The 25,420-nt window shown below is 73.5% G+C and carries 20 protein-coding genes and 1 pseudogene; 13 read left to right on the top strand and 8 right to left on the bottom strand.

Annotation, left to right across the window (positions count from 1 at the left end; genetic code table 11):
- Positions 1–39: 39 nt before the first annotated feature.
- From ACSU6L_RS04580 to ACSU6L_RS04560, 5 genes are all read left to right on the top strand, one after another.
- Positions 40–960, top strand: a complete 921-nt coding sequence (locus ACSU6L_RS04580; protein ID WP_437053779.1) for a LysR family transcriptional regulator — start codon at positions 40–42, stop codon at positions 958–960.
- A 384-nt stretch (positions 961–1,344) separates the two neighbouring features.
- Positions 1,345–2,589 (top strand): MFS transporter, encoded by a 1,245-nt coding sequence (locus ACSU6L_RS04575; RefSeq protein ID WP_437053777.1) that lies wholly within the window; start codon positions 1,345–1,347, stop codon positions 2,587–2,589.
- A 118-nt stretch (positions 2,590–2,707) separates the two neighbouring features.
- On the top strand, positions 2,708–5,269 hold the full coding sequence (locus ACSU6L_RS04570) for a molybdopterin-dependent oxidoreductase (protein WP_437053775.1): 2,562 nt from the start codon (positions 2,708–2,710) through the stop codon (positions 5,267–5,269).
- A complete protein-coding gene (locus ACSU6L_RS04565) occupies positions 5,266–5,766 on the top strand; it encodes a hypothetical protein (protein ID WP_437053774.1) in 501 nt (166 codons plus the stop codon). Before ACSU6L_RS04570 ends, ACSU6L_RS04565 begins: the two co-directional genes overlap by 4 nt.
- A gap of 53 nt (positions 5,767–5,819) precedes the next feature.
- Entirely contained in the window at positions 5,820–8,111 is a 2,292-nt protein-coding gene (locus tag ACSU6L_RS04560) for a SpoIIE family protein phosphatase (protein WP_437053772.1), read from the top strand.
- A gap of 63 nt (positions 8,112–8,174) precedes the next feature.
- Here the strand turns inward: ACSU6L_RS04560 and ACSU6L_RS04555 are convergent, their stop codons facing one another.
- Together ACSU6L_RS04555 and ACSU6L_RS04550 are read right to left on the bottom strand one after the other, a co-directional pair.
- Positions 8,175–8,486 carry a hypothetical protein gene (locus tag ACSU6L_RS04555; RefSeq protein WP_073944422.1) on the bottom strand — a complete coding sequence of 104 codons (312 nt, stop codon included), beginning with the start codon at positions 8,484–8,486 and terminating at the stop codon, positions 8,175–8,177.
- A gap of 3 nt (positions 8,487–8,489) precedes the next feature.
- Complete coding sequence (locus tag ACSU6L_RS04550) at positions 8,490–8,903, bottom strand: SRPBCC family protein (protein WP_073944423.1); 414 nt, start codon at positions 8,901–8,903, stop codon at positions 8,490–8,492.
- A 144-nt stretch (positions 8,904–9,047) separates the two neighbouring features.
- Here ACSU6L_RS04550 and ACSU6L_RS04545 point away from each other — a divergent pair, with 144 nt between their 5' ends.
- The 8 genes and pseudogenes from ACSU6L_RS04545 to ACSU6L_RS04510 all read left to right on the top strand — a co-directional run bounded on the left by ACSU6L_RS04545 (position 9,048) and on the right by ACSU6L_RS04510 (position 16,710).
- A complete protein-coding gene (locus tag ACSU6L_RS04545) occupies positions 9,048–9,917 on the top strand; it encodes a YhjD/YihY/BrkB family envelope integrity protein (protein WP_437053769.1) in 870 nt (289 codons plus the stop codon).
- A 94-nt stretch (positions 9,918–10,011) separates the two neighbouring features.
- Positions 10,012–12,663, top strand: a complete 2,652-nt coding sequence (locus ACSU6L_RS04540) for a LuxR C-terminal-related transcriptional regulator (protein ID WP_437053767.1) — start codon at positions 10,012–10,014, stop codon at positions 12,661–12,663.
- Positions 12,664–12,826: 163 nt separating this feature from the next.
- On the top strand, positions 12,827–13,345 hold the full coding sequence (locus tag ACSU6L_RS04535; RefSeq protein WP_437053765.1) for a hypothetical protein: 519 nt from the start codon (positions 12,827–12,829) through the stop codon (positions 13,343–13,345).
- Between the two features lie 115 nt (positions 13,346–13,460).
- Complete coding sequence (locus ACSU6L_RS04530) at positions 13,461–13,658, top strand: hypothetical protein (RefSeq protein WP_437053763.1); 198 nt, start codon at positions 13,461–13,463, stop codon at positions 13,656–13,658.
- Positions 13,659–13,771: 113 nt separating this feature from the next.
- Positions 13,772–14,239, top strand: coding sequence for an SHOCT domain-containing protein (locus ACSU6L_RS04525; RefSeq protein ID WP_437053761.1), 468 nt, complete (start codon positions 13,772–13,774; stop codon positions 14,237–14,239).
- A gap of 55 nt (positions 14,240–14,294) precedes the next feature.
- Complete coding sequence (locus ACSU6L_RS04520; protein ID WP_437053759.1) at positions 14,295–14,714, top strand: DUF7144 family membrane protein; 420 nt, start codon at positions 14,295–14,297, stop codon at positions 14,712–14,714.
- A 40-nt stretch (positions 14,715–14,754) separates the two neighbouring features.
- A pseudogene (locus tag ACSU6L_RS04515) lies at positions 14,755–15,584 on the top strand (IS5 family transposase).
- A gap of 160 nt (positions 15,585–15,744) precedes the next feature.
- On the top strand, positions 15,745–16,710 hold the full coding sequence (locus ACSU6L_RS04510; protein WP_437053757.1) for a YhjD/YihY/BrkB family envelope integrity protein: 966 nt from the start codon (positions 15,745–15,747) through the stop codon (positions 16,708–16,710).
- A 43-nt stretch (positions 16,711–16,753) separates the two neighbouring features.
- On the opposite strand, the gene ACSU6L_RS04505 is transcribed toward ACSU6L_RS04510, so the two are convergent.
- The 6 genes from ACSU6L_RS04505 to ACSU6L_RS04480 are packed head-to-tail and all read right to left on the bottom strand — an operon-like array spanning position 16,754 to position 25,407.
- Positions 16,754–17,677 carry an SDR family oxidoreductase gene (locus tag ACSU6L_RS04505; RefSeq protein ID WP_437053755.1) on the bottom strand — a complete coding sequence of 308 codons (924 nt, stop codon included), beginning with the start codon at positions 17,675–17,677 and terminating at the stop codon, positions 16,754–16,756.
- The gene (locus ACSU6L_RS04500; protein WP_437053753.1) at positions 17,674–18,792 is read right to left on the bottom strand and encodes an ROK family protein; all 1,119 of its coding nucleotides are present in this window, start codon (positions 18,790–18,792) and stop codon (positions 17,674–17,676) included. Before ACSU6L_RS04500 ends, ACSU6L_RS04505 begins: the two co-directional genes overlap by 4 nt.
- On the bottom strand, positions 18,773–19,147 hold the full coding sequence (locus ACSU6L_RS04495) for a cupin domain-containing protein (protein WP_437053751.1): 375 nt from the start codon (positions 19,145–19,147) through the stop codon (positions 18,773–18,775). The genes ACSU6L_RS04500 and ACSU6L_RS04495 overlap by 20 nt, the downstream gene beginning before the upstream one ends.
- Positions 19,144–20,310 carry a sedoheptulose 7-phosphate cyclase gene (locus ACSU6L_RS04490; RefSeq protein ID WP_437053749.1) on the bottom strand — a complete coding sequence of 389 codons (1,167 nt, stop codon included), beginning with the start codon at positions 20,308–20,310 and terminating at the stop codon, positions 19,144–19,146. Before ACSU6L_RS04490 ends, ACSU6L_RS04495 begins: the two co-directional genes overlap by 4 nt.
- Positions 20,282–22,384 carry a 4-alpha-glucanotransferase gene (gene malQ / locus ACSU6L_RS04485; protein ID WP_437053747.1) on the bottom strand — a complete coding sequence of 701 codons (2,103 nt, stop codon included), beginning with the start codon at positions 22,382–22,384 and terminating at the stop codon, positions 20,282–20,284. Before malQ ends, ACSU6L_RS04490 begins: the two co-directional genes overlap by 29 nt.
- Complete coding sequence (locus tag ACSU6L_RS04480; RefSeq protein ID WP_437053745.1) at positions 22,381–25,407, bottom strand: HAD-IIB family hydrolase; 3,027 nt, start codon at positions 25,405–25,407, stop codon at positions 22,381–22,383. The genes malQ and ACSU6L_RS04480 overlap by 4 nt, the downstream gene beginning before the upstream one ends.
- Positions 25,408–25,420 lie beyond the last annotated feature (13 nt).

Below are 25,420 nucleotides of genomic sequence, written 5' to 3'. Positions count from 1 at the left end.
CCGTTGTGGCGTGGGCGCCGTACCGCAAGGGGAAGTCCCGTGAACCTGGCTCGTCTCGACCTCAACCTCGTCGTCGCCCTGCGCGCGCTCCTGGAGGAACGCAACGTCACCCGCGCCGGACAGCGGGTCGGCCTCAGCCAGCCCGCGATGAGCGCCGCCCTGGCCCGGCTGCGCCGGCACTTCGACGACGACCTGCTCGCCCGCGTCGGCGGCCACTACGAGCTGACCGCCCTGGGCCAGGTCCTCCTCGACCGCACCTCCACCGCCTACGCCGTGCTCGAACGGCTCTTCGCCAGCCAGGCCGACTTCGACCCCGCGCACGAGAGCCGCGAGTTCAAACTCGTCGCCTCCGACTACGCCGTCGCCGTCTTCGGCACCGAACTCGCCCGTGTGGTGCACGAGGAGGCCCCCGGCATCCGGCTGCGGTTCAGCCAGACCCCGCCCACCGTCGTCGACGACACCGCCACGCTGCTCAGCGCCACCGACGGACTGCTCATGCCGCACGGCGTGATCAGCGACTTCCCCGCCACCGACCTCTACGACGACCGCTGGGTCTTCCTCGTCGCCGACGACCACCCGAGCGTCGACGACCGGCTCACCCGCCAGGACCTCGCCCGGCTGCCGTGGGTCACCTACCAGCGCACCTACGACGCCCCGGCCGTCCGCCAGCTCGGCATGCTCGGCATCGAGCCGCGCGTCGAGGTCTCCGTGGACAGCTTCCAGCTCCTGCCGCTCCTCGTCGCGGGCACCCGCCGCATCGCCCTCGTCCAGGCCCGCCTGGCCCGCCTCCTCGCCCCCCTCGCCCCCGTCCGCGTCCTCGCGCCCCCCTACGAGGCGGTCCCCCTCCGCGAGGCCCTGTGGTGGCACCCGGTCCACACCCACGACGCCGCCCACATCTGGCTCCGCGAGACAGCCGCACGGGTGGGGAGACGGCTGGCGGAGGGGGCGGAGGGGATGTGACTCGGCCGGGGCCGGGCGGAGGGGATGTGACTCGGCCGGGGGCCTGGGATTGGGCAGACGACCGAACGAGGCAGTCGACCGGCCCACCGGGCCGCCGGCGAGGGCGCCGGGGCCGTGGGCCGTCTCGAGGGCGCCCCTGCCGACCCGCCACGCCGCGCGCGAAGCCGCCGGGCGCGCCGCGGCGCGGCGAGGGCCCCGGACGGGTCCCGGGTCGCCCGCCGAGGACGGTATCCACCGCCTGGATCGGCGGCATCCGGAACTCCGTCGTTCCGGGGCTGGGCAGGCCGGTGTGCGGGCCGCATAGTCGTGGCACGTCACGCGCCGGCCGGCCAGTCCCGCCCGCCCTGCGGCGCGCCTTCCCACCTCCCTGCCTGGAGTGCCGCCATGCCCGCTCCCGCCCCGCCCGCCCCCGACCCAGGCGCCGCCGCGGCCGTCCGGGGGCGGCTGCCCGCCGTACTGCTGATGGCCGGCAGCTGTCTGCCCGTCCTCGGCGCGGTGCTGATCGCCCCGGTGCTGCCCCGGATGCAGGACCACTTCGACGGCGTGGCCGGCAGCGCCGTCCTGGTGCCGCTCGTGCTGACCGTGCCGGCCCTGTCGTTGGCGCTGCTCGCCCCGTTCGCGGGCATGGTCGTCGACCGGCTCGGCCGCAAGCGCCTGCTGGTGGTGGCCACCGTCCTGTACGCGCTGTTCGGCACCGTCCCGCTGTGGCTGGACTCCCTCTACGGCATCCTGGCCGGCCGCGTCCTGGTCGGCGTCGCCGAGGCCGCCGTGATGACCGCCTGCACCACGCTGATCGGCGACTACTACACCGGCCGGGTCCGCGACCGGTACCTCGCCCTGCAGACCATGTGCGCCGCCGTGTCCGCCACCCTCTTCCTCGCGCTCGGCGGCGCCCTCGGCTCAGCCGGCTGGCAGGCGCCCTTCTGGCTGTACGCCGTCGGCCTGCTCCTCGCCCCGGCCATGGCGGGAGGGCTGCCCACCCCGGCGCCCGACACGCCGCGTACCTCCGCCGAGCCCGTCGCGCCGCGCCCCTTCCCGGTGCGCCGGATGGCCGGGATCTGTCTGCTGACCGTCTTCGGCGCGGTCGTCTTCTACACCGTCCCCGTGGAGATGGCCTACCTCCTGGACGACGTCGGCGTCGCCTCCACCGGCGCGATCGGCGCGGCCACCGCCCTGGCCGGCGCCGCCACCGTCCTCGGCTCCATCGCCTTCACCCGGCTCACCGACGACCCGAGACGCCGGCTGCCCGCCGTGTTCCTCCTGTGCGCGGCCGGGTTCGCGGTCATGGGGCTGGCCGACAGCCCGGCCCCGCTGATCGCGGGCGCCGTGATCAACTGCGTCGGTACGGGCCTGCTGCTGCCGTCGCTGCTGACGCTCGCCATGTCCCGGCTGGACTTCGCCGACCGGGGCCGCGGCACCGGCCTGTGGACGTCGGCGTTCTTCTTCGGCGAGTTCGTCTGCCCGCTCGTGCTGCTCGGCGGTCAGGGCGCGCTCGGCGCCCTCGCCACGTCGGTGGGCCTGCTCGGCCTGGTCACCGCACTGGTGGCGGCCGTACTGCTGCCCCTGACGGCGACCCGTCGCGCCCGGGCGGCCGACCCGGCCGTGGACGCGGGCGGCCCGACCCGGTAGGAGCGAACGGGCGCCGCCGCGACTCCGCGCCCGCACGGGCGTTACGCGGCGGCGCCGAAGGGTACCGGTGGACGCGCGGAGCGGCCGGGTGCCGTCCGCGGCGCGCTGGGAGACAGACGTGGACGCTTCGGTGGACAGGATCGCTGAGCCGTGGGGCGGGCGCACACCGTACGGGCGCCACCGGCCGTGGCCCGTGAGGGTGGACACGTATCTCGCCGAGGGCGTCGGGGCGAGCCGGGTGGAGCGGTGGGTGCAGACCGCGTCGATCCTCCACTCCGACGGCGACGCCATGGACATCGCCGTCGTGGACGGACGGATGGCCGGGGTGCGCGGCCGGCCCGACGACCGCGTCAACCGGGGCCGCCTCGGCCCGAAGGACCTCTTCGCCTGGCAGGCCAACGCCTCCCCGGACCGCCTGACCCGCCCGCTGGTCCGGCAGGACGGACGCCTCGTCGAGTCCGACTGGGACACCGCCATGCAGCGGATCGTCACCCGCTCGCGGGACCTGCTGGACGAACGCGGGCCGGGATCGATCGGCTTCTACACCAGCGGGCAGCTGTTCCTGGAGGAGTACTACACGCTCGCCGTACTGGCCCGCGCCGGCCTCGGCACCCACCACCTGGACGGCAACACCCGCCTGTGCACCGCCACCGCCGCCGAGGCGCTGAAGGAGTCCTTCGGCTGCGACGGACAGCCGGGCAGCTACGACGACATCGACCACGCCGACGTCATCGCCCTGTTCGGGCACAACCTCGCCGAGACCCAGCCCGTGCAGTGGATGCGCGTGCTCGACCGCCTGGCGGGCGGGGACCCGCCCCGCCTGGTGTGCGTCGACCCCAGGCCCACCCGGGTGGCCCGCGAGGCGAGCGTCCACCTCGCACCCCGCGTCGGCACCAACGTCGCCCTGCTCAACGCCCTCCTCCACGAGATCATCCGCACCGACCGGATCGACCACGCCTACATCGAGTCGCACACCGTCGGCTTCGAGGAGCTGGCCGACCGGGTGAAGGAGTGCACCCCCGCCTGGGCCGCCCGGATCTGCGACGTACCCGCCGAGCGGATCGGCGAGGCGGCCGAACTGCTCGGCACCGCCGACCGGCTGCTGTCCACCGTGCTCCAGGGTGTCTACCAGTCCCACCAGGCCACCGCCGCGGCCGTCCAGGTCAACAACCTGCACCTGATCCGCGGCATGCTCGGACGGCCCGGCGCCGGCGTGCTCCAGATGAACGGCCAGCCCACCGCGCAGAACACCCGCGAGTGCGGCGCCGACGGCGACCTGCCCGGGTTCCGCAACTGGCAGAACGACGACCACGTCGCCGACCTGGCCCGCGTCTGGAACGTCGAACCGGAGACCATCCCGCACTACGCCCCGCCCACGCACGCCATGCAGATGTTCCGGTACGCCGAGCAGGGCTCGATCCGCATGCTGTGGATCAGCGGCACCAACCCGGCCGTGTCCCTGCCGGAACTGTCCCGCATCCGCTCGATCCTCGCCCAGGACCGTCTCTTCGTGGTCGTCCAGGACCTGTTCCTCACCGAGACCGCGCAACTCGCCGACGTCGTCCTGCCCGCCGCGACCTGGGGCGAGAAGACCGGCACCTTCACCAACGCCGACCGCACCGTGCACCTGTCCGACAAGGCCGTCGAACCGCCCGGCGAGGCCCGCCCGGACCTCGACATCTTCCTCGACTACGCGGCCCGCATGGACTTCCGCGACAAGGCCGGCGGACCGCTGATCACCTGGCACGACCCGGAGTCCGCGTTCGAGGCGTGGAAGCGGTGCAGCGAGGGCCGGCCGTGCGACTACACCGGTCTCACCCACGGCCGGCTGCGCGGCGGCAGCGGCATCCAGTGGCCGTGTACCGCCGAGGCACCCGACGGCACCGAGCGCCTCTACACCGACGGCATCACCTGGGCCCACCCCGACGTCTGCGAGTCCTACGGGAAGGACCTGGTGACCGGCGCCGCGAGCGAGGTGACCGAGTACAGCTCCCTCAACCCGGACGGCAAGGCCGTGATCAAGGCGGCCGACTACCTGCCGCCCCACGAGGTGCCCGACGAGGAGCACCCGTTCCAGCTGACCACCGGCCGCACCGTCTACCACTTCCACACCCGGACGAAGACCGCGAGGGCGCCGCAGCTGAACGCGGCGGCCCCCGACGTGTGGGTGGAGGCCTCCGCCGCCGACGCGGTCGCGCTCGGACTCGACGAGGGCGACCTGGTCGAGGTCGCCACACCGCGCGGCGCCCTGCGCGGGCGGCTGCGGGTCACCGGCATCCGGCAGGGCCTGCTCTTCGTGCCGTTCCACTACGGCTACTGGGACACTGAGGGCGGCCACGGCCCCGACGGCGACACGCCCGGCCGGGCCGCGAACGAGGCGATCGTCACCGACTGGGACCCCGTCTCCAAGCAGCCCCTGTTCAAGACCGCGGCGGCCGCCCTCCGGCTCGTGGCTCCCGCCGACGGCCACACCGCGCCCGCACCGACGACCACCGCGTCCGCCCCCGTCCGCGCCGACGCGGCACCGGCGACCACCGGCGGACCGCCGGCCATGGTCACCCATGTCACCCGGTCGGCCGACGGCGCCGGGGACGACCGTACGGCTCCCGGGGACGGCAGTACCGCTCCCGGGGGCGGCCGTACCGCTCCCGGGGACGCTCGGAAGGGGGCTGCTCAGTGAAGCCGAACGGTGTCACCCTCGTCCTGAGGTCGCTCCACCACGGCGAGCGGCACCTCGCCCGGCAGCTGACCGCCGTGGCCGAACGCCACCGCACCGAGCACGAGATCCACCACGTCGCCACCGACCTCGCCCGCTGGTCCGGCGAACACGTCCGCCGCCTCGCCGAGGCGGGCCGGGCACACGGTCTCGACCTCGACGACTCCCCGGTCGCGTCGCCCGGAGGCGGCCCGGTGTCGGCCCTGCGCCAGAAGACCGCCGAAGTGCTCGGCCACCGGCCCGAACCCGGCCTGCTCCTCCTGCGCGACCTGCGGGAACTGCATCTCGCGGCGGCCGAGAACTGCCTCTACTGGGAGATGCTCGCACAGGTCGCCCAGGCCCGCCGGGACCAGGAGCTGCTCGCGGTGGTCTCCGACTGCCATCCACGGACACTGCGGCAGATGCGCTGGACCAACACCATGATCAAGAATCTGTCGCCGCAGCTGCTGACGAGCCTGTGACCGACCGGCGGGAGCGGCGTGCCGACAGCGGCGTACGGGCGTAACGTCCCGGTATGGGCGGCAGCATGAACGATCCGGCCACCGAGCACGACGAAGCCACCGAGCACGACGAAGCCGGCGAGCGTGACGAAGCCGGCGAGCGTGACGAAGCCGGCGAGCGAGAGGAAGCCGGCGAGCGCGCCGAAGTCACCGAGCGCGCCGAAGTCACCGAGCACGCCGAAGTCCGCGAGCGCGACGAAGAAGCCATCGCGCGTGACGAACTGGACACCGCGTTCGCGGACACGGTCCGCCAGATCGGCGCGTCCATCGGTGCGCTGTACCTCCTGGACCCCGACGAGCGGGTGCTCCGCCTGGAGCTGCTGTCCGGAGTGTCCACGGAGATGGCCGCGCCCTGGGTGAGGGTGGCGCTCGCCTCACCCGCACCCGTGGCCGACGCGGCCCGCCAGGACCGCCTGGTGTGGGTCGGCAGCCAGGAGGAGCTGGCGCACTCCTATCCGCGCAGCGCGCTGGCGCTGCCCTACCCCCTCGCGCTGGCGGCCGCCCCGGTCACCGGCCGGCGCCGGTGGGGAGCCCTGCTGCTGATGTGGCCACCCCACCGGCCCGCGTACATGACCGGACGGGAACGGCGGTACATCCAGGCCAGCTGCCGGCGGCTGGCCCACGTCCTGGAGGAACGCGTCGAGCGAGGCGGGAGCCCGGCCGGGAGCGGCGCACCCCGCGCGGTCCCCGTCGGAGCCGACCACGACGGCTCCGCGGGTCCCACCATGGCCGCCGCCGACTTCGTCGAGCGCCTGCCCGGCGGCAGCTGCTCCCTCGACCTGGAGGGACGCTTCACCTACCTCAGCGCCGGCGCCTGCGAACTGCTGGGCCGCGAGGCCGGCCAGCTGCTCGGCACCCGCCCCTGGCAGTCCCTGCGCTGGCTCGACGATCCCACCTACGAGGACCGCTACCGGGCCGCGGTACTCAGCCGCGAACCCGTCTCGTTCACCGCCTGCCGCCCGCCGGACACCTGGCTGGACCTGCACCTCTACCCGGACGCCAGCGGCATCAGCGTCCGTATCGTGCCCAGCGGCACGTCGCCCCCGCCCGCACCGGCGCCACGCCGCTCCAGCCGCTCCGTGACACCGTCGCGGGTGGGCCGGCTCTACCACCTGATGCACCTGGCCGCCGCGCTCACCGAGGTCGTCGGCGTACAGGACGTCATCGATCTCATCGCCGACCAGATCATGCCCGCCTTCGGCGCCCAGGGCCTGGTCCTCTCCGCCGCCGACGCGGGCCGGCTGCGCGTCACCGGCTACCGCGGCTACGACCGGGGGACCGTCGAACGCCTCGACGCCCTGCCCCTCGACACCTCCTTCACCCCCGCCGGACGCGCCATCGGCAGCGGCATCCCCGCGTTCTTCGCCAACCCGGAGGAGATGCGGCGCACCTACCCCGAGGCGCCGCTGGTCAGCGGCAAACAGGCCTGGGCCTTCCTGCCGCTGGTGATCTCCGGCCGCCCCGTCGGCTGCTGGGTCCTCTCCTACGACCAGCCGCACGACTTCCCGGCCGAGGAACGCGCCGTGCTGACCTCCCTCGCCGGCCTCATCGCCCACGCCCTCGACCGGGCCCGGCTGTACGACACCAAGCACGAACTCGCACAGGGCCTCCAGCAGACGCTGCTCCCGCGCACCCTGCCTTCCGTCCCCGGCCTGCGCGTCGCCGCCCGCTACCTGCCCACCACCCGCGGCATGGAGGTCGGCGGCGACTTCTACGACCTGCTGCGGCTCGGCGACACCGCCGCCGCGGCCGTCATCGGCGACGTCCAGGGCCACAACGTCGCCGCGGCCGCCCTCATGGGCCAGGTCCGCACCGGGGTCCACGCCCACGCGACCGTCGGCACCCCGCCCGACCAGGTCCTCGCCGCGACCAACCGGCTGGTCGCCGACCTCAGCCCCGACCTGTTCACCAGCTGCCTCTACGCCCACCTCGACCTCGGCCGCGGACGCGCCACCCTGGCCAGCGCAGGCCACCCGCCGCCGCTGCTGCGCCTGCCCGACGGCCCCACGTGCCCCGTCGACGTCCAGCCCGGCCCGCTCCTCGGCATTGACCCCGATGTCGTCTTCCCGCTCACCGAGGTCCCGCTCACCCCCGGCCTGACACTGCTGCTCTACACGGACGGCCTCGTCGAGACGCCCGGCGTCGACATCGACGACTCCCTGGCCCGCCTCGCCGGCCACCTCGCCCAGGCCGACGTCCACGACCTGGAAGCGCTCATCGACGACCTGCTGCGCAAGGAGGGAAGCACCGGCCAGCGGTCCGACGACATCGCCCTGCTGGTGCTGCACGTGGCGGAGGACTCGTAAGGTGACCGCGGGTGGCGGAGGACACGTAATGCGCCCCGCCCCCGGCGGAGCCCGCCCCGTTGCTCACGGCCGAGGGTCGACACGCCGCCACCGAGGCCGCGCGTCCCTCCCCCTGCGACCGGCGCCCGCGGCACACCGCGGGCAGACGCGCCGCACCTCGTCCGCCGCGCCCCCGGACTCCGGGAAGACGTCCTGCCAGGCGACGTGCGAGAACCGGGCCAGCCGGGAACGGCTCAGGGACAGCCCGCAGACCGTCTCGTTCCGGCCCGGCTCCCAGGCGTGCACCTCCCCGGCGGGCAGCCGCCTGCGGCCCTCCTCCTCGTCGGTCCACTCACCCGACGCGGCGACGGCGTACGACCGGGCCCGCGCGGCCATGCTTCAGCCCGCCGTGTTGTCGACCCGCAGCCGCACCTGCTCCTCGAGCCGCCGCAGGCTGCTGTCCAGGGCCTCACCCACCGCCTGCTCGCCGGGATCGTGGCCCTCGTCGAAGAACGACAGGTGCACCGTCACCTCGCTGGCGCCGCTCCCGATCCCCGCGACCTGCAACCAGCCCGCGTAACTGCCCTGGTCGCGCGTGCCCCACTCGATCCGCATCTGCTCGGGCCTGCTCCGCAGCAGGGCGGAGGTGTCCTCGTCGGTGCGGTCCTCGTGGACCGTCACGGCGGGCAGCCCCGCCGGCTCGACATGCAACTCGCCCGGCAACCAGGTGTCCAGCTGCCCCACATTGGCCGCCTGATCGAACACATGCTCCGGCTGCGCCGGCATCGTGCGGGAACGCTCGTACTCGGTCATCGCGCCACCGTCCTCACCCTCGGGGGTCGTCCAGCGCACCGCGTGCCCGGCTTGCCGGGATATAAGCACACGGAGCGGATCGGCGGGGGCCTCCCCGCATGTCACGTGCTGCGACCGCGGCGCGCAGCGGGTTCACTTCGAAGCATGAGAGAGAGCGGCAGCACTCCCCGCGTCCCGAGGCGGGAACGGCGGCGCCGGTTCGCACGGGAGACGGCTCCCGAGCCGAGGCGCTCGACGGTGATCCGGCGCCTCGGAGCGGACCAGGCGGGCCGGCTCTGGGAACGGCTCAGCGCGCTCGACTTCATCGGCCACTCGTTCTCCCTGGCCGCCCTCGCCATGATGTGCTTCTTTCCCTTCCTCATCGTCGTCACCGCGGCGGCCGGCGAGGACGCCGCCGAGGTTCTCGCCCACTGGCTGGGCCTGAACGAGCAGGCCGCGCAGGCGGTGACGTCCCTGTTCTCACCCGCGCAGAACATGGGCACGTTCACGGTGACCAGCGCCCTGCTGATGATCTTCGGAGCTGAGGCCACCGCCGCCGTGCTGCAGAGCTGGTACCAGGAGGTGTTCGACGTCTCCGGCCGGACCTGGCGGGACCTCACGGCACAGCTCTACTGGCTGGCCTCCCTGCTCGCCTACTGCGCGGTGCAGACGCTGCTGGGCAAAGCGTTCGGCGGCGCGCCCGGCGGGGCGCTCCTGCCGATCCTGTCCGGCTTCGCCGTGGCGACGCTCTTCTGGTGGTGGAGCCTGTACGTGCTGCTGCGCGGGGCAGTCCCCTGGCGCTCCTCGTTCCCGGCCGCGGTCGCCACCGGCGTCTGCTGGACGGGCCTCGGCGTCTTCTCCGCGCACTTCTTCTCCTCGACGATCGTCGTCAACGAGCAGAAGTACGGCCCCATCGGCGTCGTCATCGTCATCCTTTCCTGGCTGGTGGCGGTCGGCGTGGTCATCCACCTCGGAGCGGTCGTCGGCCGCCTGTACGGCGAACGCCATCCGCCACCGGCGGAAACCCACCGGTGAAGGCCCGCCCGCCGCCCGCCCGCTCCGTGCCGCGCGGACGGACCGTGAAGCTGCCATGGTGGTGGTAGGGGGAAATCCCGGACGGTGAAACGTTGTGGCGACGAGCGACGAAATACCACCCGATCCAGCCCTCCCGTACGTCGATCCGCTGGGCGACCCGTTCCTCAGGACGCGGTTCGCCCTGCCGACGAGGCCCGGCACGTTCCTGCGCCGCGCCCGGCTGGCCGACCACCTGGACCGGTCGTCGGCGACACCGCTGGTGATGGTCAACGGAGCCGCCGGCGCGGGCAAGACCCTGCTGGTCGCCGACTGGGCCGCGGAACTCGCGCAACCGGTCGCCTGGCTCACCCTCGACGCGGCGATCCAGGGACCTGGCATGTTCTGGGCCCACCTGCTCCAGGCCCTGCGCGCCGGCGGGGTGCGGCTGCCCGCCGGCATCGGATTCCCCGCCGACGGCAGCCGGGTGGACGACACCCTGCTGGTCCGGCTCGCCGCGCAGCTCAGCGGCGGCGGGACACCCGTGACCGTGGTGATCGACGACTACGACCGGGCAGGCGCCGACATCTCGGAACAGCTCGCGTTCGTACTGCACCACGCGCGGCCGGGCATGCGCCTGGTCCTGGTCACCCGCACCGAGCCGCTGCTGCCGCTGCACCGGTACCGAGCCGCCGGCGAGATGACCGAGATCCGGGGCGCCGAACTGGCCTTCACCCCCGAGGAGGCCGGCGCGCTGCTGGAACTCCACGGTCTGCATCTGACCGGCGACGCGGCACGCGCGCTGGTGGACCGCACCCGGGGATGGGCGGCCGGCCTGCGGCTGTGCGCCCTGGCCGCGCGGCAGAGCCCGGACCCGCAGGTGTACCTGAAGGAGTTCGAGGCGGGCCACAGCACCATCGCCGACTTCCTGCTGGCCGAAGTGCTCCGGCGGCAGACGCCCCAGACGCAGGATCTCCTGCTGCGCGTCAGCGTCCTGGAGCGCTTCTGCGCCGATCTGGCGAACACACTCACCGGACGGACCGACGCCGCGCCCATCCTCGCCGGGCTGCACCGCGAGAACGCCTTCGTCGAGGACCTCGGGCACGCCTGGTACCGGCTCCACCCGCTGTTCCGCGAGATCCTCCGCGTGCATCTGCGGGAGCGCTGCCCCGGACTGGAACCGGAGCTGCACCGGCGGGCCGCACACTGGCTGCGGCGGTCCGGCGCGCTCGCGGAGATGCTCACCCACGGTGCCGCGGCGGGGGACTGGGAGTTCACCGCCCGCGCGCTGGTCGACGACCTGGCGATCGGCCAGTTGTTCACCGGTCTGCGCTCCGACGACCTCACCGAACTGTTCGCCGGAATGGAGCCCGGGACGACGAGCTCCGCCGCGGAGCTCGTGCGGGCGGCCCGCGACCTCGCCCGGCACGACCTCGACCACGGCCTGGCCCACCTCCGCCACGCCGAGCAACAGCTCACGGCCGGCGACGACCGCGCCCCCGCGGCGGCCCGGCTGAGCTGCGCCCTGCTCGAGGCCCTCGCCGCCCGTCTGTCCGGATCCCCCCGACGCGCCGAGCAGGCCGCCCGCACGGCCCGGGAGGTGCAGGGCGAGATCCCGGCGCATCTGCTCGACCAGCATCCGGAACTCCCCGCCCTGCTGCTCACCCACGTCGGCTCGACACGTGTGTGGGCCGGGCACTTCGACGAGGCGCGGGCCACGCTGAAGGCGGTGGCCGGCGACGGCGGCCACGCCTCCACGGCGGTCGCGCGTCAGGAGTCCCTGGGCCACCTCGCGCTGATCGACTACCTCGACGGATGGCCGGGCAGGGCGGAGCGCCACGCCTTCGCCGCGATGACCACCTCGGACCGGTCCGGCCTGCCCGAAATCTCCGGCGCCGGTCTCGGGCGCCTGGTCGCGGCCGCGGTGGCCGTCGACCGGTGCGAACTGCGCCACGCGCAGCACCTCATCGACCAGACACCGGACCCGGCGACGCTCGACCCCGTGACCGCGGCGGGCCGGTCCATCGCCGTGGCCCGGCTCCTTCTCGCCCGGGGCAGGGTACGCGCCGCGGTCGCCGCCGCCGACGCGGCCGTGGCGACCGACGTCGGCTCGCCCTGGGCGGAGAGCCAGGCGGCACTGATCGCCTCGGCCGCCCACCTGGCCGAGGGCCGCCCCGAAACGGCCGCGGCGGTACTGCGGGAACTGGCCGACGGCGATCCGGCGTGTGCCGTGGGCCAGGCCCGGGCACACCTGGCGGCGGGCGACCGGCTCACGGCCGTCGGAGTGCTCGACACCATCGCCGCGGCAGGGCACGTCGGCCCCGCGGTGCGTGTGCGCGCCACGCTGGTCAGGGCGGAGGCCAGGCACATGGAAGCAGACGCGGCCGCGGTCCGCCGGCTCCTCGCCGACGCCCTGCTGGCCGCCCGGCGCGACAGACTGCGCCTCCCGTTCAAGGAAGCCGGTCCGTGGATCGAGCCGTACCTGCGGACGGGACCACTGCGGCAGCTGGCGGCGGGCTGGCTCCTCCCGGGCGGCGAAACACACGACCCGGAACCCGAACCCGCGCCCGTCCTGGTGGAGCAGCTGAGCGGACGGGAGCGCGATGTGCTGATCCGGCTCGCCCAGATGATGTCGACCGAGCAGATCGCCGCCGATCTGTTCGTGTCGGTCAACACGGTGAAGACCCACATCAAGAGCGCCTACCGGAAGCTGGCGGTGAACCGCAGGCACGACGCGGTGCAGCGGGCACGTGAACTGGGGCTGCTGTGACCGTGCGCTTCCCCCGGCAGTTCCCGCGGCAGTTCCCCCGACAGTTCCCGCGGCAGTTCCCCCGGCAGGGGTGAGGCGTCACGCGCTCCGTACGAGTGTGATGGCCACGGCGGCGGTCCCCCGACCGCCGCCCGAGGTGCCTTACGGAGAGGCCGGGGCCGTCATGCCGAGACACGACCGAGCAGCCGCGCTGGAGCACCGGCGGGAACGCCGAGCCCACGCCGACTACACCGGCGGCGTCTACGGCTCCATGCTCGCCACCACCGTGGTGATCGGTGTCGGCACGTTGGGCGACTTCCCTCGCCTGTACGTGGTCACGCTGCTGCTCCTCAGCGGTGTGGCCTTCTGGCTGGCGCACGTCCACGCCCAGCTGTTCGGCGCCCGCCTGGCGCAGCAGGCCCTGGACCGGCGCACTGTCCTGCATGTGTGCCGTGACGAGTGGCCGATCGTCAAGGCGGCCGTCCCGCCGGCCGTCGCCGTGGCCGTCAGCCCGCTGCTGGGGCTCGACATCAAGGGAGCCCTGTGGCTCGCCGTGGCGGTGGCCGTGGCCGGGCAGGTGGGCTGGTCGGTGGCGGCGGCGCGGCGGGCCGGGGCGTCACGGCGTCAGACGGCCCTCAGCGCCGTGGTCAACCTGGTCATCGGCGTGCTGATCATGTCTTTCAAGATCTTCCTCAAACACTGACGGACAGGACCGGACCGACAGGTCACCTGTACGGGGTGAGGCCGGAGCCCCCCGGCGGACGAGACGGTGAACGGACTGGGGTGAACATCGGCTGTCGGCGGCGGGAGAGCAGCACATGCGTTACGAGATCCGCGTCGAGGGACATGTGTCGGAGATGCTGGCCAAGGTGTTTCCGGAGCTGGATCACGTCCTGGTCTCCGAGCAGACGCTGCTGTACGGGCCCGTGGTCGACGAGGCGCACCTGTACGGGCTGCTGGCCCGCTTCCAGTCGCTGGGGCTCCGAGTGGTCGAGCTGCGGCAGCTGCCCGACTGACCCGGTACGGGGCGACTTCACCCGCCCCGGGTGAGGCCGGCCGTCCATGGCGTGCGCACGCTGAGAACAGCCGGGAACAGCGGTCGGGCACCCGCCCGGAACGGAGGAGACAGATGCGTGACGAGATCTACCTCGCCTACGACTATCCGCTGCTGAGCATGTTCTGGACCATGCTCTGGTTCTTCCTGTGGATCATGTGGTTCATCCTGCTCTTCCGGATCATCGGCGACATCTTCCGCGACGACGGTCTCAGCGGCTGGGGCAAGACCGGGTGGCTGGTGTTCGTCATCGTGCTGCCGTTCCTCGGCGTCTTCGTCTACCTGATCGTCCGCGGCAAGGGCATGGGCGGCAGGGAGATCGGCCACGCCCGCGCACAGCAGGCGGCGTTCGACGACTACATCAAGAAGACGGCGGGCGAGGGCGGCCGGGCGAGCAGCGCCGACGAACTGGCCAAGCTGTCGGACATGCGGGCACGCGGAGACATCACGGACGACGAGTTCCGCCGTGCCAAGGAACTCGTCCTGAGCGGCGTCGGCCCGACGGCCACTCCCGGCACCGCCGACGCACCGTCCCCGCACTGAGCACGGCCGACCGAGCACAGATCAACCGAGCACGGACAAGGAAACGAGGCAAAAGATGGCTGCCACCCACGTACCACGGGCACAATCGGCGAAGTACGAATGGGCCGCGGGCCTGATGATCTTCGCCGCCGTCATGCTGACACTCGTGGGCATACTCGACATCTTCCGCGGCATCGCGGCGATAGCCGAGGACGACATCTTCGTCACGACTCGCAACTACGTCTTCGAGTTCGACCTCACCGGTTGGGGCTGGATCCACCTCGCCCTCGGCGTGGTCGCGGTGATCGTGGGCTTCGGGCTGTTCCAGGGGGCGACGTGGGCGCGCGTGGCCGGTGTGACCATCGCCGGGCTGGTCGTCATCGCCAACTTCCTGTCCCTGCCGTACTACCCGGTCTGGTCCGTCATCATGATCGCGATGTCCGCGTTCATCATCTGGGCCCTGTGCGTCGCCCGCCAGGAAGACGTCAAGCCCTAGGTCGTGTCCGCAAAGTGGTTGGCGCGTTGGTCTGTTCGTGGTGCGTCGTCACGAGCTGACTGATCAGGCATGGGCGGTCATTGAGCCGTTGCTGGCTCCGTCGCGGATGGGCCGCCCGGCCCGCGACCGGCGGCAGGTCCTCAACGGCATCCTGTGGAAGCTGTCCACGGGGGCGGCCTGGCGGGACCTGCCCGAGCGTTACGGGCCGTGGAAGACGGTCTACGAACGCTTCCGCCGCTGGTCGGCCGACGGCACCTGGGACCGGCTGCCGGCCCACGTCCAGCAGCACTCGGATGCCGTCGGTGCCGTTGACTGGACGGTCGTGTGTGTCGACTCCACGACCGTGCGGGCTCACCAGCACGCGGCCGGGGCGCGAAAAGGGGGCTCTGGCCGGGTGAGGCGATCGGCCGGTCCCGCGGCGGGCTGACCACGAAGATCCACCTCGCCTGCGACGGCGAGGGCAGGCCACTGGCCTTCACCCTGACCGCCGGGAACGTCAACGACTGCACCCAGTTCGAAGCGGTGATGGCCCGCATCCGCATCGGGCGGTGCGGGCCCGGCCGTCCTCGCACCCGACCCACCCTGGTCGTCGCGGACAAGGGGTATTCGTCCACGAAGATCCGCTCCTACCTGCGCAGGCGCGGCATCAAAGCCGCCATTCCGGAGCGGATCGACCAGATCAACGGCCGCATCCGACGCGGAGAGAGCAGATGCCGGCTTGACCGGGCCGCCTACCGGCGCCGCAACACCGTCGAGCGCTGCTTCAACAAGCTGAAGCACAACAAAGCCCTGGCGACCCGCTACGACAAACGCGCCCGTCACTACCAAGCCCTGGTCACCATCGCGTGCCTGCGACTCTGGCTGCCGTGACATTGCGGACACGACCTAGGAACACCGTGCCTCGCGCAGTGCCGCCCGGCGGAAGAGCCCGGGCGGCACCGCGCTGCTGTTTGCGCCTCCCGGCGAAAGCCAGGCGTGTGATACCCGCGTCGGCCCCTGACGGCCGGTTAGGCTCACGCCGTCCGAAATATTGCGATTCATCCCCACGGAGGGCAGGACGGCAAGGATCAACCGCGAGCGCCTCGCCAGAACGCTGACGTTCTGGCTGCGTCCCGCCTTCGCGTTGCGCGTCGTCAACCGGTTCCAGAAGATCGTCGGCTTCGACCGCTCGATGGCCCTGGCATCCAGCGCCCTCACCGCGCTGATCCCGCTCGGCATCCTGCTCGGCGTCGTACTGAGCAACGTCGTCGACTACGACGTCGCCGAACGCGTCATCCGGCGCTACGGTCTCACCGGAGCCGGTGCCGAGGCAGTGGACTCGCTCTTCTCCCCGGCCGAGGACACGGACCCGAGCGCCGGCGTCTTCGGCGTCCTGTTCCTGACCGTCTCCGTGCTGAGCTTCGCGCGCGCCTTCCAGCGGCTCTTCGAACAGGCATGGGAACTGAAGCCCCTCAGCGTGCGCAACTCACGCAACGGCCTGTGGTGGATCCTCACACTCGGCGCCTACACACTGGTCACCGGGTGGATCTCCGCGCTGCTCGGCGGACGCGGAATCGGCCTGTTGTCGGCGCTCTGCTCGGCACCGGTGACCGTGGTCTTCCTGGTCTGGAGCGGCTGGATCCTCTCCGCCCGGCGGATCGCCTGGCCCGAACTGATCCCCTTCGGAGTCACCGCCGCGGTCCTCACAACCGTCTACTCCTGGGGCGCGGCCTTCTACATGCCCCGGCTCTTCAACACCTACGCGTCCCGCTACGGCGTGGTCGGTGCCGTCTTCGCCATGCTCTCGGCCCTCTTCGCCGCCACGTTCGTACTCGTCGCGTCGGCCGCGCTGGGCCGCGAGACGACAGACGAACTCACCCGCATCCGCCACGGCCAACGCCCCACCGACCACGAGGTCCGCCGCCAGTGGGAAAGCCTGGTCGAACAAACCCGCTCCCACTGGCGCTCGGCCCGCGAACACGCTTCCCGCGGCGGGAGGGAGGACACGGACCACTGACGCGTCGCCTCGGCAGCCCGTGTATTCCGGTCCGGCGGCGCCCTCAGCGCGTGTCCGTGAACGCCCCGGCCAGCTCCGAGGCGCCCTCCCGCACGCCGCGGACGGTGATCGGCGCGGTGGCCGGCAGCCGGGTGAGCAGGGAGCTGGTCAGGCACGCGTTCTCCGGGCGGGAGGCGTAGCGGGTGGCCGCCCTTGGTACCGGTACGACCAGGTGCGGCGGTGCCCCCAGGGTCTGCGCGATGACCGAGGCCCACGCGGCGCGGCTCACGCGGTCCGGTCCGCCCAGGTGGAGGACCGGCGGGAGTGGTGCCTCGGCGGCCAGCACGGCCGCCGTCACCTCCGCGACGTCGTCGACCAGTACCGGTGTCGTCCACTGGTCCTCCGGCACCGTGACCGGTTCGCCGCGCAGCAGCCGGTGGGCGCACGCGGCGAAGAAGTTGAGCCACTTGCCCGCGTCCGCCGGCTCGTGGCCGTAGACCAGGCTGACCCGCAGCACCACGGCGTCCGCGGCCGATTCGAGCACGGTGTGTTCCGCGCGCAGTTTCGCGCGGCCGTAGGCGTTGGCCGGGGAGACCGGGGTGTCCTCGGTGTTGTCGGGGCGGGAGCCGTCGAAGACGTTGTCGGTGGAGATCATCAGCAGTCTCGCGTCCCCGGCGAGCGCGGCGAGGTTGGCGGCCGCGGCGGTGTGCGCCGAGACGGCCCGGGACGGGTGCGCCTCGCACCAGGTGACGTCGGACGGGCCGTGCACGAGGACGACGCGCCGCGGCCCCAGCCGGGCCACGAGCCGGCCGCACGCCTCGGGGTCGGTGGCGTCCAGGGCGTGCCACCGGACCCCTCGCGTGTCCGGGAGGCGTCCCGGGCGGTTGCGGGAGGTGACGGTGACGGATTCGCCCGCCGTGGCCAGCCGAAGCGCGATGCCCATGCCGACGAAGCCGCTGCCGACGACGAGCGTGCCCCCGGCGCTCATCGCGTGCCCGCCCGGGACAGCCGGTCGGCCAGCAGCCTGCCGACGCCGATCAGACCGTGGTCGTCGTCCGGTTCGCCGAGCGACACCATGGCGTCGACCGCGTCCGCGTCGAGGCCGAAGCAACCCAGCCTCACCAACTCGCCGACCAGCAGGTCCCGGTAGCGTTCGCCGACCGCCAGGGCGAAGCCGCCCATCACGACGTACCGGCACACACCGATGGACGTGAAGACGGCCCCTATCGCCTGCGCGAGGTGGGTGACGGTGCTGCGCACCACCTGCGTGGTGAACGCGTCGCCCTCCCGTACCGCGGCCGCGATCGCCGGGTTGTCGACGCGGGACGCGCGGCCGGCGCAGCGCGCGGCCAGCCGGGACCGGGCGAAGCCGGCCGGGTCGGCCTCCGCCGCCCGGCGGACCGTGGCGAGCACGCCCCGCCCGGAGGCGATGGCACCGAGGTGGCCGCGCCCGCCGCAGTCGCACAGCGGCGCCCCGGGGGAGGGGTCGCAGACCCAGTGGCCGAGTTCGCCGCCGTGGCCGTCCGCGTCGAGCAGTACCTCGCCGCCCCGGAAGACCTTGTTGCCGATGCCGGAACTGACGGTGATCAGGCAGAACGGCTCGGTCTCCGTCGCCGCGTAGCGCCAGGCGGCGGCGGTCAGGTCGTTGACGACCACGACCGGCACGCCGATCCGCTCCGTCAGGAGCTGCCCCAGGGGCAGCGGGTCACCTCGCCGCCCCCACACCGTGGGCGCGGCGAGGACGAGACCGCCGGCCGAGATCGGCCCGGCGAAGGCCACGCCGACGGCGCGCGGGGCCGTGCCCGCGGTGTGCCGGGCCACCTCGTGGACGATCTGGTCCACGACGCGGTGCTGCAGCCCGGCCACGGAGTCGCGCGGATGACGGGCCATGCCCTCGACCGGCACCCGGCGCACCCGGGTGACGGACGCGGTGGCCGGGTCGTAGCGTCCCGTCCGCAGCGTCGTACCCCCCACGTCGAGCACGGTGAAGACGTCGTCGGAACCTGCGGGGACCGCGCGGTGCCCGGGGCCGGCCGGGTCGCCCGCCGGGGCGCCGCCCGCCGCGGTGACGGCGGTGAGGCGGTCAGACTGCGGGACGGTCACGAAGCTCCTCCTCGAAGACCAGCAGCCACAGGTCGGCGGCCGAGTCGTTGACGAGGCCGTGCTCGCCGTACGGACGGTTGACGACGACGTCCCCGGTGCCGACGCGGAACTCGGTGCCGTCCCGGTACATCAGGCCGCTGCCGCTGAGCACGACGTACGTCTCACGGTCACGGCCGTGCCGGTGGCGTCCTATGGAGGTGCCCGGCGGCAGCACGGCGATGTCGATGAACTCCGCTCCGGGACCCCCCTCGGCGCGGGAGAACAGGCGGTGGGCGAGGATCGTGCCCAGCCCGCCGTGGTCGTGCTCCTTGCCCCGCAGAAGCGTGTCGAGGCTCACCACGTCGGGGGCGGTCACGACGCGCGCCCGTCCCGCGCCAGCGCGTCCAGGGCGGCCCGCAGCACGTCGGCGGGCACGTCCTCCAGCCGCTCCACGAAGTCCGCCTTGCCGATGCCGGTCGGCACCACGAGGTGCAGCTCGCGTCCCCGCCGCTGCCAGGACGCGTGCAGGGCCTGCGTCATCAGCTCCGGGGTGCAGGTGGCCGGGTCGAACACCGGAAGGCCGATGCGCCGCAGAAGCGTCACCACGCGCTCGCAGCTCTCCGCGTCGACGAGCCCCAGCAGCCGGGCCAGGTGCGCCGACAGGGCCATGTCCACGGCGACCGCCTCGCCGTGTTCCAGGCGGTGGCCGCCGGCCGTCTCGATCACCGGGCTGAAGGTGTGCCCGAAGTCGACGAGCCGGGCGAGGTCGTGCTCGCGCAGGTTGGGGCACAGCTCCTCCATCATCAGCCGCATGGAGGTGCGCACCACGTACGTCTCCAGCGCGCCCCCGGAGGAGCGCAGGAAGGCGTCCGGGTGCGCCTCCAGTGCCGCGAAGAGGTCGGCGTCCAGGATCACGGCCATCTTCACGATCTCCGCCAGGCCGCAGCGGATCTCCCGGGCGGGCAGGGTGGCCAGCAGGGCGGGGTCGTTGAGCGAGGCGTGTGCGGGGTGGTACGCGCCGAACATGTTCTTCGTGTTCAGCGCGTTGACGCCGGTCTTGACGCCCACGCCCACGTCCACCTGCCCCACCAGGGTGGTGTTGACCTTGATGTAGCGGATGCCGCGCGCGTACATCGAGGCCGCGAAGCCCACGATGTCCGCGACGATCCCGCCGCCCACGGCGAGCATCACCCCGTGGCGGTCCAGGCCGGCCGCCTTGGCGACGGCGCACACCCGTTCCACCGACGCGAGCGTCTTGTTCCGTTCACCGCTTTCGATGGTGTGCACGCTCCAACTGCCCGGCTCCAGGCGCGCGTCGAGATAGGCGCGCAGCCGGTCGCCGTAGATGCGGTCCACCGTGGGGCCGACGAAGGCCACCACCCGGCGTCCCGCCACATAGCCGGCGAGGAGCGGGTTGCGGGGGTCGAACACTCCGTCGGTGACGTCCACGCGGTAGTGCGTACCGTCCGGCGCCAGCAGGTCGAAGCCTCCGGAGTCCTCACGGACTCCCTCAAGCTGAGCAAGGGCCTGGCCTGACATCTCTCTCCTCGGTCCTCGTTCCGTGCGGTTCGCCGTCGCTGAACACGCGGGTGACGGCCTGTAGGTGGGGATGGCCGGGCAGGTCCTCCAGCGGAACCGGCCGGCCGCGCCGGTCCGCCACCGGCAGCCTCCAGTTGGGGTGCACCTCGGCGGTGCCGGGAAGGTTCTGGGGTCTGAGGTCCCCGGTGGCGTCCGGCAGCCAGACCCCGAGCAGGGTCGACGGCGTGCGGGTCAGGAAGCGGTGCAGGGCAACGACCTCGCCGTCGGCGTCGGGCAGCAGGTCCAGCCGGCGCAGCTCCGCCAGCCAGCCGTCCCGTTCGGCCGCCGCCTGCGCCTTCTCCTCCGGTTCCGGGCGGGTCAGCAGGCCCAGCCGGGCCCGCAGGTCGACGTGTTCGCCGCTCAGCCACGCCGCGGTCGTCGGCAGGTCGTGCGTGGTGAGCGTGGCCAGGCAGTCGGTGCGCCACTGCCGCGGCGGCAGCGGACCGTGCCGTCCCTCCGACCCGCCCAGGTACTCGAAGCGCTGCACCGAGGTGCCGAGCACACCGCGCGCGGCCAGCTCCTCGCGGACACCGCGCTCCACCGTGCCCAGGTCCTCGCCGATCACCGCCGCTTCGGCCCGGTGCGCCTCCAGGAGCAGAACGCCGAGCATGGCCTCGGCGTCGTAGCGCACGTAGGTCCCCTCGGACGGGGGCCGGCCCTCGGGCACCCACCACAGCCGGAACAGGCCCATGACGTGGTCGACCCGCAGGGCCCCCGCGTGCCGCATGCCGGCCCGCAGCAGCCCGGCCAGCGGCCGGTACCCCTCGGCGGCGAGCGCGTCGGGCCGCCAGGGCGGCTGGCCCCAGTCCTGACCGAGCGGATTGAAGTCGTCCGGGGGAGCCCCGACGCTCATCCCGCCGGCCAGGCAGTGCTGGAGCGTCCAGGCGTCGGCGCCCTCGGGGGCGACGCCCACCGCGAGGTCGTGCACCAGGCCGATGTCCATGCCGGCGTCCTTCGCCGCGCGCTGGGCGCCGGCGAGCTGTTCGTCGGTGACCCACGCCAGCCAGCGGTGGAACGCGACGGCCTCCGCCAGTTCCCGGCGCGCCTCGGCCACCCGAGGCGACCGGGGGTCGCGCAGCCCGTCGGGCCAGGACCGCCAGGCGCCGCCGTGCACCTCGGCCAGCGCGCACCAGGTGGCGAAGTCCGTCAGGTCCCGGCCCTCACGGGCGACGTAAGCCTCCAGAGCAGCACGGCGGCCCGGCGCCGGCGGCACCTCGTACACCCGGCGCAGCGCCTCGTGCTTGAGGGCGCGCACCGTCTCCCGGTCGATCAGCGCGGCGCCGCTCAGCACGCGCTCGTTGAGGGCCCGGGCCCGGGCGACGCAGGAGTCCACCGCGCGACGGGCCTCCCCTTCCAGGTACCGGTACTCCGGCACCTCCTCCACCCGGACGTGCATCGGGTCCGCGAACCGCCGCGAGCTCGGCCGGTACGGTGACGGATCGGGCAGCGGCCCCGGCTCCACCGCGTGCAGCGGTCCCAGCTGGACGAAGCCGGCGCCCAGCGCGCGGCCGGACCAGGAGGCCAGCTCCCCGAGGTCGGCCAGGTCGCCCATGCCCCAGGACCTGCGGGAGAGCACCGAGTACAGCTGGATCAGAAAGCCCCAGCTGCGCCGCTCGGGCACCGGGACGCGCTCGGGCACCGACAGCAGCGGGGCGGACGCCCGCCGCCCGCCGACGACGGCGTGCAGGACGTGCGCGCCGGGCGGCAACGGTGCGTCGAGACCGCTCTCGCCGCCGCCCTCCAGGGCCACGCGGGCCTCGGCGCCCGGCGGCAGCCGCAGTCGTACGGCGGATCCGGCACGGACGACCACACAGGGCGGGAGCAGCCTGTCCGTGTCCGCCGCGCGCCGGGCGGCGAGGGCCCGCCGGGCGGCGTCCGGGGTGCTCGCGTCCACGCCGCACGAGGCCAGGACCGCGACCAGGGTGTCCGCGGCGACAGTGACGCGGTCGCCGCGGTCGGTGGCGTACTCGGTGCTCACGCCGTGCGCGCGGGCCAGCTCCCGCAGCGAGGCGTCGGGTACGGGGCGGTCGGTCATGGACGGACCTCCACCGGCGCGAAGAGCCGTTCGAGGACGGAGGCGACCCCGTCCTCGTCGTTGCCGGGGGCGATCTCGTCGGCCACGGCCCGCAGATCGTGGTGGGCATTGGCGACCGCCACGCCGTGCGCGGCCCAGGCCAGCAGCGGGATGTCGTTCGGCATGTCTCCGAAGGCGACGGTGTCGGCGCCGGTGAAGCCCAGCAGTTCGGCGGCCCGGGCGACGCCCGTGCCCTTGTCGGTGCCCGCGGGCAGCACCTCCACCATGCCCTTGACCGAGTGCACGACGGTCACCTCGCCACCCGTCAGCCGCCGGGTGACGGCGGCCAGCCGGTCCTCGTCGACGTCCGGGTGATGCAGGATCAGCTTGTCGATGGGCACCGCCCACAGTAGGTCCCGGTCGGTGGTCACGTCCCAGCCGTGACGGACCCGCTCCCCGAAGCCCGGCGTGACCTTGAACCGGCTCTCCGGCGGCGAGGTGACGATGCCGAGCTCGACCCGGCCCAGTTCCGCCTCGACCTTCTCGACGACGTCGCGGGCCAGGTCGCGGTCCAGTGACCGCGAGGCGAGCAGGCGGTCGGCGCCGGCGTCGTACAGTTGCGCGCCCTGGCCGCACACGGCCAGGCCCCGGTAGCCGAGGGCGTTCAGCAGGTGTCTGCAGGCCACCGCCGGGCGGCCGGTGACCACCAGGTGGTGGGCGCCGGCCGCGGCGACCCGTTCCAGCGCCCGGCGGGTGCGCGCGGACACCGTCAGGTCGCTGCGCAGCAGCGTGCCGTCCAGGTCGGTCGCCACCAACCGGAACGCGGGTGCGCGGGCCGGCACGGTGTCCCAGACGACCCGGCCGGAGCGCAGGGTCACCATGGCCACCGCATGGCTCCCGACGGGCGGCCCGTCCAGCGTCCCCGTGAACACGCCGTCACCGTCGGGGGCGAGCGCCCGGAGGACGGCGCCGCCGGGTGCGGGAGCCGGCTCGTCGGAGGCGAGGGCCTCGGAGGCCGACTCCAGCGAGGGGAGCGGCGCCGGTGAGCCCTCGGGGACCACCAATTCGACCCGGTCCGCGCCGGGATGCGCGTACCGCACGTGCCAGGTGCCGTCCGGATCGCCGGCGAGTCGGAACCGGTCCGCCAGACGGGCGTGCAGGTCCGGCCGGCCCGCCCACCGGGCCAGTTCGGCGCAGCGGGCGAAGTCCCCCCTGCCGTGCGCCGACGCGAACAGCTCTTCCCAGGTGTCCGGTCCGAGCTCGTCGACGCCGCACCCGAGCGCGCGGGCGAGCGCGAGGGCGTCACCGCGCTCCGTCGCCGCGCGCACGATCAGGTCGCGGTGCCCGGCAAGGGCGGCGGAGGGCAGCGCGTCCAGCCAGCCCCGCTCCACCAGTTCGCCGACCGGGGGCTGAGCACGCTCACCGCGCGACAGCCACTCGTAGGCCGCCAGACGCAGGTCCGCGCTGCGGACCCAGGTGAACGAACGGCCCAGGCGGCGCGCGTTGCCCGACAGCCGGGCGTAGGTATCGGGCGCCGTACGGAAGACCGTCACGGCCTCGCGTATTCGCTCCGCGAGGGCGCGGGCCAGGCCGGGGTCGTCGTCCCGGAAGGAACCGGGCACCGAGAACCCGGTCGCGGCCGGGTCGTCGAGGGACCGCTGGTGCCCGAAGTGGGACGTCACCCGCTGGGCGGTGGCGATGGGCACCGCGCCGCAGGCCATGGCCTCGGCCTGGGCTATGAGGAAGCCGTCCAGTTCGAACTTGGAGGGGAAGACGCAGAAGTCGGCGCTCGCCGCCTGCGCGAACAGGGTGTCCTCGTCGGCGAGCCGCCAGTCCAGGTGCAGCCGCCCCGGATACCGGTCGGCGAGTCGCTGGAACGCGGCGTTCGCCACCGGCGCCGGGGCGTCACCGCCGCCCCCGGTCGAGCAGCGGATCACGAAACCGACCTCCGGATCGCCGGTCAGCACCTCCTCCACGGCCCGCATCAGCTCCAGCTGTCCCTTGTGGTGAACCGCGTAGCGGGCGGCGTGGTAGAAGACCGGGCCGGACACCGTCAGGCCGAGCGACCGGCGCACCGCGGCCCGGTCCACCGCCTCCGGGTCGCGCGCCAGCCAGCTGTCCGCGATGCCGCAGCCGCCGGCCAGCAGCCGGTCCGGCTGCTCGCGCAGCCGCCGGGCCACCGGCAGCGACCGGAAGAGCGCTTCGAACGGTGTGTCCTCCCAGGTGACGTAGTGGTCGCGCTGCCCGGGGGACACGAAGTCGATCAGGTCCGCGTCCGCGACGACCAGCGGGAACACGCCCACGTGGTCCGGGCCGTACTCGACGTGCGTCCGGGTGCCCGCCAGGGCCCGGGCCATGGCGGCCGCGGGGGAGTCCTCGGCGGGCGGCGGCCCGTCGAGCGCGTCGAGGTCCGGGCCGCGCACCCCGAACAGCTCCAGCAGCCGTTCCACCTGCGGCCGGTACACCTTCTGCGTGACGGGGGAGTTCGCGGCGACGGTGCTCACCGTCCGGTACCGGTCGTCGTCGGCGAGGACCGCGGGCAGCAGGTAGTGGTAGTAGGGCTCGAAGCCGTGCACGATCGCCGGGCCGTCCGCCAGGTACCGCCGGATGAACCGCAGACCGCCGACCTGGAAGACCAGCGGCTTGGCGTACGCCAGGTCCCGGCCCTCGAACGCCGGGGGCGGGTAGAGCCGGTCCGGCAGCAGGTCCAGGAAGGCGTCGGACAGCAGGTACACGTCCACGCCGTCCAGACGCAGCAGGTGGGCGCGGGTGTCGAGGGACAGGCCGGTCTCGGGCGGCTGGTCCGGCCACACCTTGGGGTCGAGCACCAGCGGCACCGTGTGCTCGTCGCGGTAGTCGAGTTCCCGTACGTCGAACCGCTCCCGCAGCGCCTCAAGGTGGCCGTGCGCGGGGGTGACCAGCGAGACGCGGTGGCCGCGTGCGGCGTACTCGCGGGAGAGGTTCCACACGAGCGGGGACAGCCCGCCGCGCATCAAGCGGTTGTCGAAGCCGCCGCACTCGAAGGAGAAGGTGATGATGTGCACCCGGGGCTCTCCC

The organism is Streptomyces sp. enrichment culture, from assembly GCF_964272855.1.
Taxonomy (GTDB): Bacteria; Actinomycetota; Actinomycetes; order Streptomycetales; family Streptomycetaceae; genus Streptomyces.
The sequence above is the reverse complement of the archived record's forward strand: the minus strand, read 5'-3'. Positions and strand labels throughout refer to the sequence as shown.